General features: G+C 71.0%; 19 protein-coding genes. 8 read left to right on the top strand and 11 right to left on the bottom strand.

Annotation, left to right across the window (positions count from 1 at the left end):
• Positions 1-13: 13 nt before the first annotated feature.
• Positions 14-1,792, top strand: coding sequence for an arsenical pump-driving ATPase (gene arsA / locus ACVFI9_RS00455; protein WP_474764081.1), 1,779 nt, complete (start codon positions 14-16; stop codon positions 1,790-1,792).
• Positions 1,789-2,091 (top strand): hypothetical protein, encoded by a 303-nt coding sequence (locus ACVFI9_RS00450; RefSeq protein WP_474764080.1) that lies wholly within the window; start codon positions 1,789-1,791, stop codon positions 2,089-2,091. Before arsA ends, ACVFI9_RS00450 begins: the two co-directional genes overlap by 4 nt.
• Here ACVFI9_RS00450 and ACVFI9_RS00445 read toward each other — a convergent pair.
• Complete coding sequence (locus ACVFI9_RS00445) at positions 2,042-2,434, bottom strand: DUF2834 domain-containing protein (protein WP_474764079.1); 393 nt, start codon at positions 2,432-2,434, stop codon at positions 2,042-2,044. The two genes, ACVFI9_RS00450 and ACVFI9_RS00445, sit on opposite strands and share 50 nt — an antisense overlap.
• 146 nt (positions 2,435-2,580) lie before the next feature.
• Between ACVFI9_RS00445 and ACVFI9_RS00440 the strand changes: the two genes are divergently transcribed.
• The 3 genes from ACVFI9_RS00440 to ACVFI9_RS00430 all read left to right on the top strand — a co-directional run bounded on the left by ACVFI9_RS00440 (position 2,581) and on the right by ACVFI9_RS00430 (position 4,661).
• Positions 2,581-3,492: a metalloregulator ArsR/SmtB family transcription factor gene (locus tag ACVFI9_RS00440; protein ID WP_474764078.1), complete on the top strand. Its 912-nt coding sequence runs from the start codon at positions 2,581-2,583 to the stop codon at positions 3,490-3,492.
• An 81-nt stretch (positions 3,493-3,573) separates the two neighbouring features.
• A complete protein-coding gene (locus ACVFI9_RS00435; protein ID WP_474764077.1) occupies positions 3,574-3,993 on the top strand; it encodes an arsenate reductase ArsC in 420 nt (139 codons plus the stop codon).
• An 8-nt stretch (positions 3,994-4,001) separates the two neighbouring features.
• Positions 4,002-4,661 carry an arsenate reductase/protein-tyrosine-phosphatase family protein gene (locus tag ACVFI9_RS00430; protein WP_474764076.1) on the top strand — a complete coding sequence of 220 codons (660 nt, stop codon included), beginning with the start codon at positions 4,002-4,004 and terminating at the stop codon, positions 4,659-4,661.
• A 53-nt stretch (positions 4,662-4,714) separates the two neighbouring features.
• On the opposite strand, the gene ACVFI9_RS00425 is transcribed toward ACVFI9_RS00430, so the two are convergent.
• Together ACVFI9_RS00425 and ACVFI9_RS00420 are read right to left on the bottom strand one after the other, a co-directional pair.
• Positions 4,715-5,479, bottom strand: a complete 765-nt coding sequence (locus ACVFI9_RS00425; protein ID WP_474764075.1) for an aquaporin — start codon at positions 5,477-5,479, stop codon at positions 4,715-4,717.
• A 49-nt stretch (positions 5,480-5,528) separates the two neighbouring features.
• Entirely contained in the window at positions 5,529-6,713 is a 1,185-nt protein-coding gene (locus ACVFI9_RS00420) for an MFS transporter (protein WP_474764074.1), read from the bottom strand.
• A gap of 71 nt (positions 6,714-6,784) precedes the next feature.
• Here ACVFI9_RS00420 and ACVFI9_RS00415 point away from each other — a divergent pair, with 71 nt between their 5' ends.
• Positions 6,785-7,462, top strand: a complete 678-nt coding sequence (locus tag ACVFI9_RS00415; RefSeq protein ID WP_474764073.1) for a cation diffusion facilitator family transporter — start codon at positions 6,785-6,787, stop codon at positions 7,460-7,462.
• 4 nt (positions 7,463-7,466) lie between these two features.
• Here the strand turns inward: ACVFI9_RS00415 and ACVFI9_RS00410 are convergent, their stop codons facing one another.
• Positions 7,467-8,123 carry a hypothetical protein gene (locus tag ACVFI9_RS00410; protein ID WP_474764072.1) on the bottom strand — a complete coding sequence of 219 codons (657 nt, stop codon included), beginning with the start codon at positions 8,121-8,123 and terminating at the stop codon, positions 7,467-7,469.
• A gap of 119 nt (positions 8,124-8,242) precedes the next feature.
• Here ACVFI9_RS00410 and ACVFI9_RS00405 point away from each other — a divergent pair, with 119 nt between their 5' ends.
• A complete protein-coding gene (locus tag ACVFI9_RS00405) occupies positions 8,243-8,827 on the top strand; it encodes a GIY-YIG nuclease family protein (RefSeq protein WP_474764071.1) in 585 nt (194 codons plus the stop codon).
• A gap of 32 nt (positions 8,828-8,859) precedes the next feature.
• On the opposite strand, the gene ACVFI9_RS00400 is transcribed toward ACVFI9_RS00405, so the two are convergent.
• From ACVFI9_RS00400 to mmsB (ACVFI9_RS00380), 5 genes are all read right to left on the bottom strand, one after another.
• A complete protein-coding gene (locus ACVFI9_RS00400) occupies positions 8,860-9,468 on the bottom strand; it encodes a DM13 domain-containing protein (protein WP_474764070.1) in 609 nt (202 codons plus the stop codon).
• A 9-nt stretch (positions 9,469-9,477) separates the two neighbouring features.
• Positions 9,478-10,395, bottom strand: coding sequence for a 3-hydroxyisobutyrate dehydrogenase (gene mmsB, locus ACVFI9_RS00395; protein ID WP_474764069.1), 918 nt, complete (start codon positions 10,393-10,395; stop codon positions 9,478-9,480).
• Positions 10,396-10,625: 230 nt separating this feature from the next.
• Entirely contained in the window at positions 10,626-11,741 is a 1,116-nt protein-coding gene (locus ACVFI9_RS00390; protein WP_474764068.1) for an alcohol dehydrogenase catalytic domain-containing protein, read from the bottom strand.
• Between the two features lie 10 nt (positions 11,742-11,751).
• On the bottom strand, positions 11,752-13,233 hold the full coding sequence (locus tag ACVFI9_RS00385; RefSeq protein ID WP_474766342.1) for a CoA-acylating methylmalonate-semialdehyde dehydrogenase: 1,482 nt from the start codon (positions 13,231-13,233) through the stop codon (positions 11,752-11,754).
• A 96-nt stretch (positions 13,234-13,329) separates the two neighbouring features.
• Positions 13,330-14,295 carry a 3-hydroxyisobutyrate dehydrogenase gene (gene mmsB, locus ACVFI9_RS00380; RefSeq protein ID WP_474764067.1) on the bottom strand — a complete coding sequence of 322 codons (966 nt, stop codon included), beginning with the start codon at positions 14,293-14,295 and terminating at the stop codon, positions 13,330-13,332.
• 160 nt (positions 14,296-14,455) lie between these two features.
• Here mmsB (ACVFI9_RS00380) and ACVFI9_RS00375 point away from each other — a divergent pair, with 160 nt between their 5' ends.
• Positions 14,456-15,361: a LysR family transcriptional regulator gene (locus ACVFI9_RS00375; protein WP_474764066.1), complete on the top strand. Its 906-nt coding sequence runs from the start codon at positions 14,456-14,458 to the stop codon at positions 15,359-15,361.
• 111 nt (positions 15,362-15,472) lie between these two features.
• Here ACVFI9_RS00375 and ACVFI9_RS00370 read toward each other — a convergent pair whose 3' ends face one another.
• The gene (locus tag ACVFI9_RS00370; RefSeq protein ID WP_474764065.1) at positions 15,473-16,861 is read right to left on the bottom strand and encodes an MFS transporter; all 1,389 of its coding nucleotides are present in this window, start codon (positions 16,859-16,861) and stop codon (positions 15,473-15,475) included.
• 253 nt (positions 16,862-17,114) lie between these two features.
• A complete protein-coding gene (locus ACVFI9_RS00365) occupies positions 17,115-18,038 on the bottom strand; it encodes an EamA family transporter (protein WP_474764064.1) in 924 nt (307 codons plus the stop codon).
• Positions 18,039-18,062: the final 24 nt, after the last annotated feature.

Genomic DNA, 18,062 nt, shown 5'->3' with positions numbered 1-18,062 from the left:
AGCGGAGGCGACCATGAAGTTCCTCGAGCGTCTGCCCAGGTTCGTCTTCTTCACCGGAAAGGGCGGCGTCGGCAAGACGTCGGTCGCCTGCGCGACGGCCGTGCGACTGGCCGACCAGGGCGCGCGGGTGCTGCTCGTGAGCACCGATCCCGCCTCGAACATCGGGCAGGTGTTCGGGATGACGATCGGCAACACCATCACGCCCATTCCCGCGGTGCCGGGCCTCTCGGCGCTCGAGATCGACCCCGAGCAGGCGGTCGAGGCCTATCGGGAGCGCATCATCGCGCCGGTGCGCGCCGAGCTTTCCGAGAGCGAGATCGCCGCCATCAACGAGAGCCTTTCGGGCTCGTGCACGACCGAGATCGCATCGTTCGACGAGTTCACGGGCCTGTTGACGGATGACGGCGCCTACGGCGCGTACGACCACGTCATCTTCGACACCGCCCCGACCGGCCATACCATCCGGCTGCTGCAACTGCCCGGCTCGTGGACCGAGTTCCTCACCGCCGGCGGGGAGGCGTCGTGCCTCGGGCCGCTCTCCGGGCTGGAGCGCCAGAAGACGGCCTACGCCGGGGCGGTCGAGGCGCTCACCGACTCCGCCCGAACGCGGCTCGTGCTCGTCAGTCGTGCGCAGCCGTCGGCGCTCAACGAGGTCGACCGCACGTTCGCCGAGCTGACCGAGATCGGCATGCCCGAGGGGTACCTCGTCATCAACGGCGTGCTTCCCGCGCTCGCGGGCGATGAGCCGATCGCCACGGCCGTGCGGGCGAGGGAAGCCGAGGCGATCGCGGCCATCCCCCCGGTCATCGCGGCGCTGCCCCGCGACGTCATCGATCTCAAGCCCGACAACGTGATGGGCGTCGAGGCGCTGCGGACGCTCTTCGCGCCCGCAGCGGCGTCGGGCGACACCGGAGCCGGAGCCGGAGCCGCCACCCCCGGTGAGCTCGCTCTGATCCCGGCCGCGCCCCTGTCGGAACTCGTCGACGAGCTGGAGCGCGACGGCCGGGGACTCGTCATGTGCATGGGCAAGGGCGGGGTCGGCAAGACCACGATCGCGGCCGCGATCGCCGTCGCCCTCGCCCAGCGCGGGCACGACGTGCTGCTCACGACCACCGACCCCGCCGCGCATCTCACCGAGACGCTGCACGGCGAGGTCGCCGGCCTCACCGTCTCGCGGATCGACCCCGAGACCGCCCTGCAGCGCTACCGCAGCCGCGCGATGGCCACGAAGGGCAAGGACCTCGACGATGACGGGCGAGCGGCGCTGGCCGAGGACCTGATGTCGCCGTGCACCCAGGAGGTGGCGGTCTTCCACGAGTTCTCGCGAGCCATCCACGAGTCACGGCGGAGGTTCGTCGTCATCGACACGGCCCCGACCGGGCACACGTTGCTGCTGCTCGACACGGCCGGCTCGTACCACCGCGACATCACGAGGCAACTGGGCGGCAGCGCCGGCCTCATCACGCCGCTCATGCGGCTGCAGGACCCCGAGCAGACGAAGGTCATCCTGGTCACGCTGGCCGAGACGACACCGGTCCTCGAGGCCGAGGAACTGCAGCGCGACCTCGAACGGGCGGGCATCCATCCGTGGGCCTGGGTCGTGAACAACTCCATCGTGGCTGCGCAGCCCCGATCGCCCTTCCTGCGCAGGCGAGCAGAGAACGAGATCGAGCAGATCGAACGCGTGCGGGACACCGCCGCGCGGGTCGCCCTCGTGCCGTTGATGGCCGACGAGCCGGTCGGCGAGGCGAGGCTCTCGTCGCTGACCGCAGGCCTCCCGCAACCCGCATGAAGCACGCGGACGTCTCGCGTCATCTCACGGCGCCGCGCCGGGCCGTCCTGCAGATCCTCGCCGAACACGGACCGGCCGACGAGGCTCGCATCCGGGACGCGTGGCGGGCGAGCAGGCCCGACATGTCGCCGCGCCACGTGCGCGAACTTCCCCGGATGATCCGGCACCTGCTCTGGCGACTCGAGCTGCTCGGCTGGGTCGCCGTCGGCGAGCGCGGCTACGACCTCACCGAAGCGGGCAGGAGCATCCTCACGGCGCCGAGGGGTCCGAGCGGTCCGAGCGGCGCGGGCGGTCCGTAGCATCCGTGAGCTTCGCGGCGCGCGCGTTCAGCGCTCGCTGCCGCATCGCGAGGAACAGCGGGAACGTGAACGCGAACGCGGTGAGTCCCGCCCCGACGACGTAGAGCCACGCGAAGCGCATGCCCAGCCGGCGCGCCTCGACGACGATGAACACGCTCCCGGCAGCGGCGACGATGAGCAGGTCGACGGTGATCGACGAGACGGCAGGTCCGCTCGTCACCAGATCGCCCAGGTAGTTGCGCGACTCGACGATGGCGCGCACGTTGAACCACCAGGTGCCGACGAGCCCGCCGATCGAGAGCAGCAGGTAGACGACGGCGAGTGGGCTCCAGTGCCTGGTCATGCACCCAGTGTGGCGGATGCCGTCGCCACGCGTCCGGTGGCGGCCTGCGCTCGCGGCGGCGGCTCGAACTCGGGGCGCCCTGGCGACGAGGGGCCGCCGGCACGCCACGGGTCGGCACTGGCCGGCCGCCGAATAGACTTCGGTCTATGGATGGGATCGACTCGGCACGCGGCATCCGGGTGCTCACCGACCCCACGCGCCTGCGGATCCTCGAGCTCATCCGCTCGAGCCCCGACGGCCGCGCACTCGTCGGAAGGCTGGCGGGCGAACTCGGCCTGCGGCAGCCCACGGTCAGCCATCACGTCAGGACGCTGCTCGACGAGGGCGTGCTCGAGCGCGAGCCCGACGGCCGTCGAGTCTGGTACTCGATCGCACCCGACGCGGCCGAGCGGGTGGACGAGCTCGTGTCGAGGGATGTCCCGGCACCCGCGTCCGACGAGGTGCTCGAGCGCGTGGCATCCGACCTCGCAGCGCGGTTCGCGGGCGTCTTCTCGCCCGAGACGGTGCAGCGCTACGTGCGCGAGAGCCACGAGCTGCTGGCTGAGCGAGCGCACATCACCCGCCACCTCCCGTCGCTCACCTCCGCGTTCGCCGCTGATCGGCTCGCCGCGCTCGCGACCGTCGCACGCGAGGATCGCGGCGCGCAGCGCGCCGAGCCGCCGGACGTGCTGTTCGTGTGCGTGCAGAACGCCGGACGTTCGCAACTCGCCGCGGCGATCCTCCGGCAGCTCGCGGGCGACCGGGTGCGAGTGCGCACCGCCGGCTCGGAGCCGGCGAGCGCGGTGAAGTCGACCATCGTGCAGGCGCTCGACGAGATCGGCGTGCCGATCGGCGGCGAGTTCCCGAAACCGCTCACCGACGAGGTGGTGCGCGCTGCGGATGTCGTCATCACGATGGGCTGCGGCGACGCGTGCCCGATCTACCCCGGCCGGCGGTACCTCGACTGGGAGCTCGACGATCCGGCCGGCCTCCCGCTCGACCGCGTGCGCGAGATCCGTGACGACATCGAGGCCCGCGTGCGCGGCCTGCTCGCCGAGCTCGACGTGAACGCCGCGTGAACGGAGGAGGCTGGGACATCCGCTCGCTGGACTGATCGATAGATCTCAGTCTATGCTTTCAGTATCGAAAGTGAGGGACCCATGACCGCGATCAGCAAGCCCACCGTTCTGTTCGTCTGCGTGCACAACGCCGGCCGCTCGCAGATGGCCGCCGGCTACCTGCGTGAGCTGGCGGGCGATCGCGTCGAGGTGCTCTCCGCCGGTTCCGAGCCGAAGGATCAGATCAACCCCGTCGCGATCGAGGCGATGGCCGAGGAGGGCATCGACATCGCGGGCAACACCCCGAAGATCCTCACGGTCGAAGCCGTGAAGGAATCGGATATCGTCATCACGATGGGCTGCGGCGACGCGTGCCCGATCTTCCCCGGCAAGCGCTACGAGGACTGGGAGCTCGAAGACCCCGCCGGCAAGGAGCTCGAGACCGTGCGCCGAGTGCGCGATGACATCCGCGGACGCGTCGAGGCGCTGATCGCCGAGATCGCCCCGGCGCCGGCGGCCTGATCGTGAGCATGCCGGCCACGGCGGGTCGCCGGGGCCTTCCGGGCCTCGCCTACCCCGAGCGCTACCTGCACGATCTGTCACTGGAACTCACCGGTCGGTTCGACGGCACGTTCAATGCCGAGACCGTCGAGCGCTACGTGCTCGAGTCCTACACCGCGCTGCTGCGCACTGCCACGGTGCGAGCGCACCTCGCGAACCGGGTCATCCGCTTCGCCACCGACCGCCTCACTGCACTCGCTCAGGCCAAGGGCGCGGTCGCGCACGACGTACCCGAGGTCCTCTTCGTCTGCGAGCAGAACGCCGGGCGCTCCCAGATGGCCGCCGTGCTCACGCACGCGCTGGCCGGTGACCGCGTGCACGTTCGCTCGGCAGGGTCGATGCCCGCCGCCGACCTGAATCCTGCGGTCGTCGCCGCACTGCTCGAGCTCGAGCTCGACGTGGCGCGCGAGTTCCCGAAGCCGCTCACCGACGACGTGGTGCAGGCCGCCGACGTCGTGGTCACCATGGGCTGCGGCGACGCCTGCCCCGTGTATCCCGGCAAGCGGTACCTCGACTGGAAGCTCGACGACCCCGACGGCCTCCCGCTCGACGATGTGCGCCGGGTGCGCGACGAGGTCCGCGCGCACGTCGAGGCGCTCCTCGCGGAGCTGGGGATCGACGCGCGCTGAGCCACCCGCGCGCGCTACCCCGCGCTCGCTACCCCTCCGCTACCCCGCGCTCGCTACCTCCCGCGCGCTACCTCGGCGAGCTCCTCGGCGGGCTCGGCGACCGGAGACGGAAGCAGGACCGTCACGAGCGCGACGCCGACCGCGGCACCGATCACCTGCGCGCCGAGGAACGCGGCGGCGGACGCCGGCGAGATCCCGGCGAAGGTGTCCGAGAAGATGCGGCCGACGGTCACGGCCGGGTTGGCGAACGACGTGGAGCTCGTGAACCAGTAGGCCGCCCCGATGTAGGCCCCGACCACTGGTGCGATCAAGGTCGGCCGACCGGTGCGCACGAGCGCGAAGACCACGACCACCAGGCCCGCGGTCGCGACGACCTCCGCGACGAGCGCACCGGCGTCGGCGCGGTCGGTCGACGCGACGGAGGTCTCCACACCGAACATCACATTCGCGAGCACGGCACCCGCGATCGCGCCGACCACCTGCGCCGACAGGTACGGGGCCAGGTCGCCCGGCGCCAGCCCGCGACCGGAAGGACGCCCGAGCGCCCAGTCGGCGACGGAGACCACCGGGTTGAACTGCGCACCCGAGACCGGCAGGAACACGGCGATGAGCACACCCAGCCCGAGCGCGGTCGCCAGGCTGTTCTCGAGGAGCTGCAGCCCGACGTCATCCGGCGAGAGGCGCGAGGCGGCGATTCCCGATCCGACCACGACGGTCACGAGCAGACCGGTACCCAGCGCCTCGGCGAGCAGCCGCCGGGGCAGGCGAGCGGATGCGGGGAGCGGCGCAGGGCGCGGCTCAGTCGATGCGATGCTCATGTCGTGATGACTCCGTTCCATAGACCTACATCTATGGAATCGTAGCGCGTCAGGTGAACCGCGCCGTCACCGCGGCGACCACCGCCGCAGCGGCCATCACCGCGACCATCCCCGAGAACGAGCCGATGCCCGCCGCAACGGCCGGACCGATGGCCGGAGTGAGCGCGGAGGCGATCGTGATGGGCGCCGCGAAGACGCCGTTGATCGAACCGTAGTTGCGGGTACCCCAGCGGTCGGCCACCGCGGAGGCCTGTACGAGCGTGATCGCCCCCCGTACCGCGCCGGCCACGACACCGAGCACCAGCAGCAGCCAGGCCGGACCCGGGACGAGCGCGAGCAGTCCGAGTGAGAACGCCGTGAGCGCGGCCACGGCGGCGAGCAGCGCCCACGGCGGCGTGTGGCGCGGGCGCACCAGGAAGAGGAGCCGCCCGATGACCTGCCCGGCGCCGATCAGCCCGAGCCCGAGCGCGGCCAGTTCGAAGGTGAGTCCCTTCTCCGTGAAGAGCGGCACGGCTGCGAGGGTCGCGCTGAACATCGAGATGTCGACCACGATCATGGTCACCTCGAGGAACCAGAATCGCCGGGTGCGGATGACCCCCGAGACGGTGTGTGCGGGCCCGCTGCCGTGGTGCACCGGCAGGTGCGCCCACGATCGCTCGAGCGAGAACCAGTGCAGCGGCACGGTGGTGAGGGCGAATGCCACCGCAAGTACGAGGAACGTACCGCGCCAGTCGAGTACACCGAGCAGCATCGCGGTGACGGGCGCGAAGACGGTCGAGGCGAGCCCGCCGGCCAGGGTCACGACGGTCATCGGCGTCTGGCGCCGATCACCGTGCCGACGAGTGATGACGGTGAACGCCGCCTGGTACAGCACGGCGGATTGCGCGAGTCCGCAGACCGCCCAACCGACGGCGAACACGAGGGGGTCGGGCGCGAGCGCGACGATCATGAGACCCGCCGTGCCGATGAGCGCTCCCGCCGTCATGACCACCCGCGGCCCTCGCTGGTCGAGCAATCGACCGACCACGACTCCGGCGAGCGCCGACACCACGAGACCGCCCGAGAACGCGGAGGTCACCGCGACGAGCGACCACCCGGTGTCTTCGGCGATCGCGGGTGCGGCGACGATGAGGGCGTAGTAGAGGATGCCCCAGCTCACGACCTGGCCGACGGACAGCGCGGCGAGCCGCACCGGGTGGCGTGCGGTGACGGCGGTTTCGGCGAGGGGGCTCACCCGCCTCACGCTAGCCGAATGCATCGACGGTTGTCGATCCAGAGACGGCCGCGGGTCTACGATCGAGGGTGATGACCACCGCGATCTCCGACGAACGCCGCGCGACCCTCCACCGCCGCGTGCGGCTCATCGTCGGATTCACGATCAGCTACAACGTGATCGAGGCGATCGTCGCGCTCTCGGCGGGCGCTCTGGCCTCCTCTGCCGCACTCATCGGCTTCGGCCTGGACTCGGTCATCGAGGTGCTCTCGGCGGTGGCCGTGGCGTGGCAGTTCACGCGCAAGGACCCTGAGCGCTGGGAGAAGCCGACCGTACGCGCGATCGGCATCGCGTTCTTCGCGTTGGCCGCCTACGTCATCGTCGAAGCGTTCCTCACGCTCGCGGGCGTGCAGGAGGTCGACCACAGTCCGCTGGGCATCGGCATCGCGACGCTGAGCCTTATCGTCATGCCGATCCTCGCCTGGATCGAGTTCCGCACCGGACGCGAGCTCGGCTCGCGGAGCGTCGTGGCCGATTCGAAGCAGCTGCTGCTCTGCGTCTACCTCTCGGGCACGGTCCTGCTCGGGCTGCTGGCGAACACCCTGTTCGGCTGGATGTGGGCCGACTCCGTCGCCGCGCTCATCGTGGCGGGCTTGGCGATCCGGGAGGGCGTCGAGGCGTGGCGGGGCGAGGTCGAGTCCCCGCTCGAGGTGCTCGGCGAACTCGACGAGGACGTCGAGCAGCACGGCACGAAGCGCGACCGACGCTGACGCCTCACCACGCCCCGAAGGTGTCGTCGAGCTCATCGCGCTCCTCACGCCGACGCACCACCTCGCGAAGGTCGCGCTCCAGGTCGAGCGACACCTCCCGCATGCGATCGTCGCGCTCGCGAAGGTACGCCTCGTCGATCTCGATCTCGGGCCACTCGCGTGCGAGCCGCTGCTCGATGACGACGGAGATCTCCTGCCAGGCGTCGTCGCGAGCGCGTTCGGCCATGTCGGACAGGTAGGCCGGGTCCCCTCGCAGCTCGGTCAACCGTGCGGCCACCGCCTCGTTCACGCGTTCGCGGAGCCGCAGGTTCCACGAGTCCGTTCGGTGGTAGTCGTGCTGGTGCCGCGCGCGTCCCTCTCGTCGGGCAGCCTCCTCGCGCTCGTGCGCGGACCACTCGGCGACCTGGTCCATCTCCTTCACGAGTTCATGCAGCACCTCACGCGCCGCCGCAGCCGCCCGGTCGCTGTCATACGGCTCCTCGCCCCGCAGCGCCATCACGATGATGCGGTTCTTCAGCGCCATGCGGGCCGCGGACTCGGCGACGAGCAGGCCCTCGGCGAAGGACTCCTCGAACGTGAGCGGTTCGGGCTCGGGCAGCTTCGTGCGGTCGAACGGCGCGAACTTCGCACCGCTGCGTTTCCGCCTCCGCCAGATGGGCATTCGCTGCTCGCCTCCCGCCTCGAACGTCCGTGTCCGCCGCCGCCACGCGGTCGAAGACCGAGCCTACCGCGAGGCCGTGGCCGGGAGATGCTGTCAGCGGCCGCGCGTACGCTGCCTCCATGAGCGCGGTCGAAGGCGACGGATGCCGCTGCGGCATCCTCATGGCCGACGGTGACGCCTGCGGGCGGCTCGCAGAGCCTGGTGCACCGCTGAACCTTTGCACCGAGCATCTCCTCGTCGCCCACGACTGGGTCGCGCGCGACGTCGGGATCACCGACCTGTTGCCGAGTCCGTGTGCGGCCTGCGGCTCCAACGTCGGCGTCCGGTACCCCTCCGGGTGGATCTGCGCGGAATGCGAGTGGCGCGTCGGCGAGCGTCCAGACGACGAGATCGTGCGACCCGTCGTCGAGGTGGTGTACTACATCCGGTATCGCGATCAGGTGAAAATCGGCACGTCGACGAATCCGCGCCTGCGGCTCGCCACGCTCCCCCATGACGAGGTGCTGGCGTTCGAGCGCGGAGGGCGGTCACTCGAGCAGCGCCGGCACGCGCAGTTCGGCCGGCATCGATTCCCGGGCACCGAGTGGTTCGCGGTGCACGACGAACTGCTCGCCCACATCGCCGAGCTGCAGCAGGGCGTCGAGGACCCCTGGGCGCAGTACGGGCGCTGGGTCAGCCGCGCCCTCGCCCGCGGGAGCTCCTAGAGGCGGCGTCCGAGCCGGTTCTGCGCCGCCGCTCAGCTCGCCGTCAGCGCGGCGGCGCCGAACGAGACCGCGAACTGCACACACCACAGGTCGACCGTCGGGTACGCCGACAGGTCGACGTCGGCCGGGATGTCGTACACCTGGTTGCCCTGGTTGCCCTTGATCATGCCGAGGTCGACGTACGGGTGCCCGCCCGCGGTGAACCAGCCGTCGAAGCCCTCGACCACCGGCCCGGCGCTCAGCCACACGTGCACGTCGGGCCCGTTCGTCGTGTCGAGGTCCTCGATCGCGAGCTGGCGCGAGCCGTCGGGCAGCTGGATCACACGCACCGTGCCGGTCGTCTCGTGCTCGTGGCTGATGAGCGAACCCCGCGACAACTCGACCGGCCCCGCCGGAACCGGCGGCGCCGAGGGAAGCGGGGTGTCGCTCGCGGTCGGCGGCGCGGATGACACGGCACTCGGCTCGGAGGTCGGCGCCGCCGACGCGAGCGGGATCTCGTCATCGACGCGCACGTCGACGAACAGGAGCCACGGCTGGAACACGAGCGCGGCGGCGACGGCCAGCGCCGCGATCACCCCGCCGCCGATCCACCACCAGAGGCGTCGGCGGCGTCGACGCGGCGGCTCAGGGACATCCGTCATCGCAACTCCTCAGATGCCGGGATCGAATCCGGCGACCTGACCATCGGGCGGCACGAACTTCACGACGAGGCTGCAGTCCTTCTGGCCGTAGCCCTCATCGATGAGCTGGTCGAACTGCTGCAGGGCGAGCTGCGCCGCGGGCGTGTTGAGCCGAGCATCCTCGGCAGCGGCGAGCGCGAAACGCAGGTCCTTCTCGGCGAGCTGCGTCGTGAACGACGCGTCGAAGTTGCGGTTCGCGGGGCTCGTCGGCACGACGCCCGGCACCGGATACCAGGTGCGCAGCGGCCAAGAGTCGCCCGACGAGGCCGAGGCGACCTTGAAGAACGTCTCGGCATCCAGGCCGAGCTGTGCGGCGAGCTGGGTGCCCTCGGCGACCCCGAGCAGTGACACCAAGAGCATGAGGTTGTTCGCGATCTTCGCCGCGACGCCCATCGTGGGGCCGCCGACCGGGAAGACGTGCCCCGCCATCGGCTCCACGAGCGACGCCGCCTCGGCGACCGCCGCCTCGTCGCCGCCGAGCATGAAGGTCAGCGACCCGGCGTGCGCGCCGGCGATGCCTCCCGAGATCGGCGAGTCGACGAAGCGGAAGCCCCGTCCGGCCGACTCGTCGTGGCACCAGCGCGAGGTCGCGACATCCACCGTCGACGTGTCGAGCAGCAGCGCCGACGTCGGCGCGTTCGCCCAGATGCCGTCGTCGCCGCTGTACACCGATCGAACGTGCTCGTTGCGCGGCAGCGACGTGAACACGGCATCCGCGCCGCGCACTGCCTGCGCGACCGAGTCGGTGAGCTGCACCCCGCGTTCGGCGGCCGCCGTGCGCGCCTCGGCGACCGGGTCGACACCGCGCACCGTGTGACCGGCGTCCACCAGATGTCCGGACATGGGTCCGCCCATGTTGCCCAAGCCGATCCAGGCGATCGTCGCCATGGCCCCTCCCGACGTCGTCGACGCGAAGCGCGTGCCGCGCGGACCCGACCGGTGCCCGCGCGTCCCACGATACGGACGGGGCATCCGCCCGGCAACGCACCGAGATGACGGAAGAGTGACGGATGCCGCGGCCGGGTGTCCGCCGCGCCACGAGGGCGGCCTCTGCGCCAGTTCCGCTGGCGCAGAGGGCGCCGAAGTGGCGCGGAGCGCGGTCGGCATCGCGCCCAGACTCAGAAGCTGATCACCTGCCGGATCGCGGCACCGTCGGCGAGCGTGTCCATCGCGGCGTTGATCTCGTCGAGCGCGATGTGCGACGAGATGAGCGCCTCGACCGGCAGCCGTCCCTGCCGCCAGAGTTCGGCGTACCTCGGGATGTCGCGCGACGGCACCGCCGACCCGAGGTAGCTGCCCACGATCGTGCGAGCCTCTGCGGTGACGGTGAGCGGCGACACCTGCGAGCGCGCGTCCTGCGGCGGCAGCCCGACCGTCACGGTGCGGCCGCCGGGTGCGGTGAGCGCGAACGCGGTCTCGAAGGCTCGCGGATGCCCCGCCGCCTCGACGACGACCGGGGCGCGCAGCCCCGACTCCACGGCCTCCTCGGGCGTGAGGGCGGCGGATGCCCCGAGCTCGCGCGCCCGGTCGAGCTTCGCCGGCACCGCATCCACGCCGATCACCCGCCCGTGCTGCAGCGAGAGCGCGGTGATGAGCGCCGCCATGCCGACCCCGCCGAGGCCCACGACGATGACGTCCTGGCCCGGGCGCGCGGCGCCGGCGTTCACCACCGCCCCGCCACCCGTGAGCACCGCGCACCCGAGCACTGCCGCGACATCCGGCGGCACGTCCGACCCTACGACCACGGCCGAACGGTGATCCACCACCGCCGACGTCGCGAACCCCGAGACCCCGAGATGGTGGTGCACGGGCTTCCCGTCACGGTGCAGCCGGATGCCGCCGCCGAGCAGCGTGCCGGCCGCGTTGGCGGCCGAACCGGGCACACACGGCATGACGCCGTCGGTGCGGCATCCGTCGCACTCCCCGCACCGGGGCAGGAACGCCGTGACCACGCGGTCGCCGACCGCGAACCCCGCCGCGGATGCCGCGGCCCCGACCTCCTCGACGATTCCGGCCGCCTCGTGGCCGAGCAGCATCGGCACGGGCCGCGGGCGGTTGCCGTCGACCACCGAGAGATCGGAGTGGCAGACGCCCGCGGCCTCGATGCGCACGAGGAGCTCGTCGGTGCCGGGCAGGCCGAGCTCGAGCTCGCCGACCGCGATCGGGCGCGACTCGGCGAACGGCCCGGCGCGCCCGACCTCCTCGAGCACCGCCCCCGTGATGACCCTCGACATCGCCGGGGTCTCAGTGCGTGGGGAACCCGAGGTCGATCTGGCTCTCGCTGGGCAGCGGCCACCGGGTGGTGACGACCTTGCGGCGTGTGTAGAAGTTGAAGCTCTCGGGCCCGTACATGTGCGTGTCGCCGAAGAGCGAGTCCTTCCAGCCGCCGAACGAGAACGCGCCCACCGGCACGGGGATCGGGATGTTCACCCCGACCATGCCCACCTCGATGTCGAACTCGAAGCTGCGCGCGGTCTTGCCGTCGCGGGTGAAGACCGCGGTGCCGTTCGCGTAGCGGTTCGCGTTGATGAGCTCGACCGCCTCGTCGTAGGTGCCGACGCGCACGATCGAGAGCACCGGCCCGAAGATCTCCTCGTCGTAGACGCGCATGCCCGGCTTCACGTCGTCGACGAGCGACGCACCGATGAAGAACCCGTCGCCCTCGAACGACCGCTCGCGCCCGTCGACCACGACGGTCGCCCCCTCGCCCGCGGCGCCGTCGACGAATCCGGCGACACGTTCGCGCGCCTCGCGCGTGATGAGCGGGCCCATCTCGGAGGCCGGGTCGGTGCCGTCGCCGATGACGAGCCGCGACATCCGCTCGCCGATCTTGTCGATCAGCGGGTCGGCGACATCGCCCACCGCGACGAGCACCGAGACCGCCATGCAGCGCTCTCCCGCCGAGCCGTAGGCCGCCGACACGGCCGCGTCGGCGGCGGCGTCGAGGTCGGCATCCGGCATGACGACCATGTGGTTCTTCGCACCGCCGAGCGCCTGCACGCGCTTGCCCTGCTCGGCCGCCCGCGTGTAGATGACCTTCGCGATGGGCGTCGAGCCGACGAACGAGACGGCCTTGATCGTCGGGTGGTCGAGGATCGCGTCGACGGCGACCTTGTCGCCGTGCACGACGTTGAGGATGCCGTCGGGAAGGCCCGCCTCGCGGAACGCGTCGGCGAGCCACACCGCCGCGGAGGGGTCTCGCTCCGACGGCTTGAGGATCACGGCGTTGCCCGCCGCGATGGCGGTCGTCACCATCCAGAGCGGCACCATCGCCGGGAAGTTGAACGGCGTGATGCACGCGACGACGCCGAGCGGCTGCCGCACCTGGTGCACGTCGACGCCGCCCGCGACCTGCTCGGAGTAGTCGCCCTTCAGGTGGTGCATGAGGCCCGCGCAGAACTCGACGTTCTCGAGCCCGCGAGCGACCTCGCCCTTCGCGTCGTCGACGGTCTTGCCGTGCTCGGCGGTGATGATGCGCGCGAGCTCGTCGGCCCGCGACTCGATGAGCTCGCGCAGCTTGAACATGACGTGCGAGCGCTTGGCGAGTCCGGTCGCGCGCCAGGCCTTCTGGGCGGCGGATGCGACGGCTACGGCCTCGTCGATGCGGGCGGCGTCGGCCAGCACGACCTCGCCGGTCTGCTCGCCCGTGGCCGGGTTGAACACCGGGCCGCGCCGAGCATCGTCATCGGCGCGGGTGCCGCCGATGACGTGCGGGATGGTGGTCATCGTGGTGGTCAGGGTGTCGGTCATGTCGATCGTTCCTTTCGAGGGATTCGGTCGTCGAGGAGCGCTCGACGAGGGAGGACGCGTCTCGAGACGCGGTCAGCGGGATGCGGACGCCGGTTCGGGCTCGGCCGGCTCGGGCTCGGCGGGTTCGGCCGGGTCGAAGCCCGCCACGCGACCGTCGGCCGAGGCGTACTTCGCGATGAGACTGCAGTCCTTGCCGCCGAGGCCCTCGTCGATGAGGCGCTCGAACTGGTCGCGTGCGACCGCCGCGCCGGGAAGCGAGAGACCGGCGTTCTCGCCCGCCTCGAGGGCCAGGGCGACATCCTTGAGGGCGAGCGTGGTGGCGAAGGTCGCGTCGAAGTCGTGGTTCGCCGCCGACGACTCGACGATGCCCGGCACCGGGTACCAGGTGCGCAGGGCCCACGAGTCGGCCGACGACACGCGCGCGACATCCCAGAACGTCTTGGCGTCGAGTCCGAGGCTCGCAGCCAGCTGCGATCCCTCGGCGACGGCGACGAGCGAGATGAAGAGCATCATGTTGTTGGCGAGCTTGGCCGCGATGCCCATCGTGGGGCCGCCGACGGCGAACACGTTGCCGGCCATGGGCTCGACGAGGAGCTTCGCGTCCGCGACATCCGCTGCGCCGCCTCCGAGCATGAACGTGAGCGTGCCGGCCGCCGCACCCGAGATGCCGCCGGACACCGGCGCGTCGACGAAGCGGAAGCCTCGCTCGGCGGAGCCCTCGTGGCACCACCGGGAGGTCTCGATGTCGACCGTCGAGCTGTCGAGCAGCAGCGCGGCGGTCGGCGCATTCGCCCATACCCCGCCGTCGCCCTCGTAGACGTCGCGCACATGGCTGCCCTTCGGCAGCATGGTGAACACGGCGTCGGCCCCCGAGACGGCCTCGGCGACGGATGCCGCGACCCGCACACCGTGCCCCGCGGCGGCGGCGGTCGCGCGCGCGTCGAGGTCGAACCCGACCACGTCGTGACCCGCGGCCACGAGGTTCGCGGTCATCGGACCGCCCATGTTGCCCAACCCGATCCAGGCGATCGTCGCCATGTGTGCCCTCCTACGGCGTCTTCGACGTGAAGCGATGCTGCGGGTTCCGGCCGCCGGGCCGACCACGCACGGCTCACGTTACGTTCCGCGATGACTCGCGTTCAATGCACAGCGTGCGCGAATCTTGCACCGCTGCTGTGCATTGATGCACGATGTCGGGATGGTCACGACACGCACACCCGACGCCGAGGGGCTCATGACCTTCCTCGCCGTCGCTCGGCTCGGTCGCTACACCGCGGCCGCGCAGGTGCTGGGCGTGAACCACTCCACGGTCTCCCGGCGCATCGCCGCGCTCGAGGAGACGATGGGCGGCCACGTGCTCACCCGGGCATCGGGCGCCTGGGTGGTGACCCCGCTCGGACAGCGGGCGATCGCCGCGGCCGAGCGCATCGAGTCCGAGCTCCACGGACTCATCGGCGACGACACGTCGGGGCTCACCGGCCTCGTGCGCATCGCCGCTCCCGACGCCTTCACCGCCCTGTACGCCGTGCCGGCGATCGCGCCGCTGCAGGAGGCCAACCCCGACCTCGCGTTCGAGCTGCTCAGCGCGACGCAACGCGTGAAGCAGCACCGCTCGGGTGTCGACATCGAGATCGCGGTCGGCCGGCCCGATGTGCGCAAGGCGCTCGCGACGCCGATCATCCGGTACTCGCTGGCGCTCTACGCGACCGAGGCGTACCTCGCCGCCCACGGTGAGCCCCGCACGATCGCCGAGATGGCCGAGCATCGCCTGATCTTCTACATCGAGCCCGCACTGCAGATCGACGAACTCGACCACGCCCTCGGGGAGCTTCCGGCGTCCCCGCCGAGCATCCGCTCCACGGGGGTCTTCGCGCACCTCAGTGCGGCCGTCGCCGGCGCGGGCATCGCGATCCTGCCGGACTTCGTGGCCGCCCGGGAGCCGAGCCTCCGGCGCGTGCTCGCCGACCACTACGACCACCCCGTCGAGTACTGGGCCGTCACCCGCGAGGAGAGCCTGCGCAACACGGCCGTCGCCGCCGCGTTCCGCGCGCTCGTGGAGTACCGCACGGTGTGGCAGGCCGAGCGCGACGCGGCCGGGACCTGACCATCGCTATCACGATCAGCTCGTGCAGGAGAAGGACGGCAACCTGCCCCTGGCGGGGGGATGCACGCACTTCTCCTGCACGAGCTGTGGTCGAGGTGAAGCACCCGGTTTCTAGGCGTGCACCTTCTCGACGAACTTCTCCCGGTCCGCGGCGTCGACGTCGCGGAGCGAGATGCCCCGCGTCTCGCGCAGGGCGGCGACGGCCACGAGCGTCACGGCCGCGGCGAGCGCGAGGTAGATCGCGACGGGAACCCAGCTACCGTAGGTCGACAGGAGCAGGGTGGCGATCACCGGCGCGAGCGAGCCCGCGACGATCGAGGTGACCTGGTAGCCGAGCGAGACGCCCGAGTACCGCATGCGGGTCGGGAACATCTCAGCCATGATCGCCGGCTGCCCCGCGTACATGAGCGCGTGGATGATGAGGCCGACGATGAGGATGCCGACGATCAGCCAGTCGTTCTTGGTGTCGAACAGCGGGAAGGCGACGAAGCCCCACACCGCGGCCAGGACCGCACCCGCGGCGTACACCGGCTTGCGGCCGAGCCGGTCGCTGAACCGGCCGACGAACGGGATGACGAGGAAGTGCACGACATGCGCGAACAGGATGAGCGTCAGGATCGTCGACGTGTTCATCTCGAGGTGCGCCGACATGTAGGTGATCGAGAACGTCACGACGAGGTAGTACATGATGTTCTCCGCGAAGCGCAGGCCCATCGCGGTGAACACGCCGCGGGGGTAACGACGCAGCACCTCGAAGACGCCGTACTGCACCTTCTTGGCTGCCTCGACCTCGGCCTGCGTCTCCTTGAAGATCGGTGCGTCGGTGACCTTGGTGCGGATGTAGTAGCCGACCGCCACGATCACGACCGAGAGCCAGAAGCCGATGCGCCAGCCCCAGCTGAGGAACTGCTCCTCGGTGAGCGTCCACGAGAGCGTGAGCAGCACGACGGTCGCGATCAGGTTGCCGGCGGGCACCGCGGCCTGCGGCCAGCTGGCCCAGAAGCCGCGCTGCTTGTCGGGCGAGTGCTCGGCGACCAGGAGCACCGCTCCGCCCCATTCGCCGCCGACCGCGAAGCCCTGCAGGAACCGCAGCACGATCAGGAGGATCGGTGCCGCATAGCCGATGGCATCGAACGTCGGAAGGCAGCCCATGAGGAAGGTCGCGACACCGACGAGGATGATCGCGAGCTGCAGCAGCTTCTTGCGGCCGTACCTGTCGCCGAAGTGGCCGAAGACGATGCCGCCGAGCGGGCGCGCGACGAAGCCGACGGCGTAGGTCAGGAACGCCTTGATGATGTTGTCGAGCGGGTTGTCGCTCGCGGGGAAGAAGATGACGTTGAAGACCAGCGTCGCGGCCGTGGCGTAGAGGAAGAACTCGTACCACTCGACGATGGTGCCGGCCATCGAGGCCGCGACCACCTTGCGCAGGCCGGTGGGAGTGGACGCTCCGGATGTCCCGGCGGATCGGCTGGTGCCCTGTGTCGAACTGTCGACAGCCATTGGCGACTACCTCCTTGTAGTGATGGCGCGACGTCGGGGGAAGACGTCACGATGCTGGCGATTCTGACGGGCGGTTCAGGTTCGCGGCAATCGCCGATCGCGCACACCGGGTGTGCGTTTGTGCACACGCTTGCAACGAGCCCGGCGGGCGGGCGCTGCGCCAGCAGCGCACCCTCTGCGCCAGTTGAACTGGCGCAGAGGGCGCGGAGGTGGCGCGAGCAGGCGCGGGCGCCGCGGGATGCCCATCCGAACGCTACGCCAGCCCCTCCGCGGTCTGCTCGAGGTCGCTCTTCGGTCGCTCGCGCTGCGTCGCGATCGCCGTTCCGGCCGCACCGCAGACGACGGCGATCGCGATCACCTCGACGAGGGTGAACGTCTCCGACAGCACCAGCCAGCCGAACACGGCCGCGATCACGGGCCCGAAGCTCGTGATGATCGCGTAGAGCCGCGGCGTGATGCGCCGCAGGATGAACGTGTCGAGGCTGTACGGCAGCGCCGACGAGAGCACGCCCACGCCGACGAGCAGGCCCGCGACCCGCCAGTCGATCGCCGCCGGATCGAACGTGGCGATGGCGAACGGCAGCAGGAGCATGAGGCTCACGATGCTCGCGACCGTGAGTCCTTCGAGGCCGGGCAGCCCAACGGCCACGCGTCGCGTGAGCACGATGTAGGCCGCCCACGCCGCCGCCGCCGTCAGGGCGAGCGTCACGCCCCACGGGTCGATGGCCGCGGCATCCGATGATCCGGGTCCGATGAGCAGCACCACCCCGCCGCCGGCGGCGAGCGCACACACGACATCGAGCAGGCGCCGCGACGTGGCGAGCGCGAGCGCGAGCGGACCGAGGAACTCGATCGTCGCGGCGATGCCGAGCCCGAGCAGGTGCACGGATTCGTAGAAGCTCAGGTTCATCACCGCGAGCGCGACACCGAGCAGGACCGCGGGCCAGAGCCGACGCCAGGTGAGCTCCGCGCGCTTCGGCCGGTAGAACGGCAGCACCGCCGCGACCATGACGATCTGGCGCGCGGCGACGACGACGAACGATCCGACGATCGGGATCACGAGACCCGCGAGTGCCGACCCGAAGTTGATCGAGACCTCGGTGCCGAGCTGCGTCGCGGCGCCGGTGAAGCGGCGGCGGCTGAGCGCGGCATCCGTCTCGTGATCGTCAGGTCGCACCAGACGACGATACGCGGCGCGCGC

The organism is Agromyces sp. NSFZ, assembly GCF_056156205.1.
Note: the sequence above shows the minus strand (reverse complement) of the source record. Positions and strands in the feature narration are given on the sequence as shown.

Coding starts and splice junctions, on each gene's coding strand:
- ACVFI9_RS00410 (WP_474764072.1), bottom strand. CDS start 8,123: ATGCCCATCTGGCGGAGGCGGAAACGCAGCGGTGCGAAGTTCGCGCCG.
- ACVFI9_RS00450 (WP_474764080.1), top strand. CDS start 1,789: ATGAAGCACGCGGACGTCTCGCGTCATCTCACGGCGCCGCGCCGGGCC.
- ACVFI9_RS00425 (WP_474764075.1), bottom strand. CDS start 5,479: ATGAGCATCGCATCGACTGAGCCGCGCCCTGCGCCGCTCCCCGCATCC.
- ACVFI9_RS00375 (WP_474764066.1), top strand. CDS start 14,456: ATGGTCACGACACGCACACCCGACGCCGAGGGGCTCATGACCTTCCTC.
- ACVFI9_RS00435 (WP_474764077.1), top strand. CDS start 3,574: ATGACCGCGATCAGCAAGCCCACCGTTCTGTTCGTCTGCGTGCACAAC.
- ACVFI9_RS00390 (WP_474764068.1), bottom strand. CDS start 11,741: ATGTCGAGGGTCATCACGGGGGCGGTGCTCGAGGAGGTCGGGCGCGCC.
- mmsB (WP_474764067.1), bottom strand. CDS start 14,295: ATGGCGACGATCGCCTGGATCGGGTTGGGCAACATGGGCGGTCCGATG.
- ACVFI9_RS00385 (WP_474766342.1), bottom strand. CDS start 13,233: ATGACCACCATCCCGCACGTCATCGGCGGCACCCGCGCCGATGACGAT.
- ACVFI9_RS00370 (WP_474764065.1), bottom strand. CDS start 16,861: ATGGCTGTCGACAGTTCGACACAGGGCACCAGCCGATCCGCCGGGACA.
- ACVFI9_RS00445 (WP_474764079.1), bottom strand. CDS start 2,434: ATGACCAGGCACTGGAGCCCACTCGCCGTCGTCTACCTGCTGCTCTCG.
- ACVFI9_RS00415 (WP_474764073.1), top strand. CDS start 6,785: ATGACCACCGCGATCTCCGACGAACGCCGCGCGACCCTCCACCGCCGC.
- ACVFI9_RS00405 (WP_474764071.1), top strand. CDS start 8,243: ATGAGCGCGGTCGAAGGCGACGGATGCCGCTGCGGCATCCTCATGGCC.
- ACVFI9_RS00400 (WP_474764070.1), bottom strand. CDS start 9,468: ATGACGGATGTCCCTGAGCCGCCGCGTCGACGCCGCCGACGCCTCTGG.
- arsA (WP_474764081.1), top strand. CDS start 14: ATGAAGTTCCTCGAGCGTCTGCCCAGGTTCGTCTTCTTCACCGGAAAG.
- mmsB (WP_474764069.1), bottom strand. CDS start 10,395: ATGGCGACGATCGCCTGGATCGGCTTGGGCAACATGGGCGGACCCATG.
- ACVFI9_RS00430 (WP_474764076.1), top strand. CDS start 4,002: ATGCCGGCCACGGCGGGTCGCCGGGGCCTTCCGGGCCTCGCCTACCCC.
- ACVFI9_RS00440 (WP_474764078.1), top strand. CDS start 2,581: ATGGATGGGATCGACTCGGCACGCGGCATCCGGGTGCTCACCGACCCC.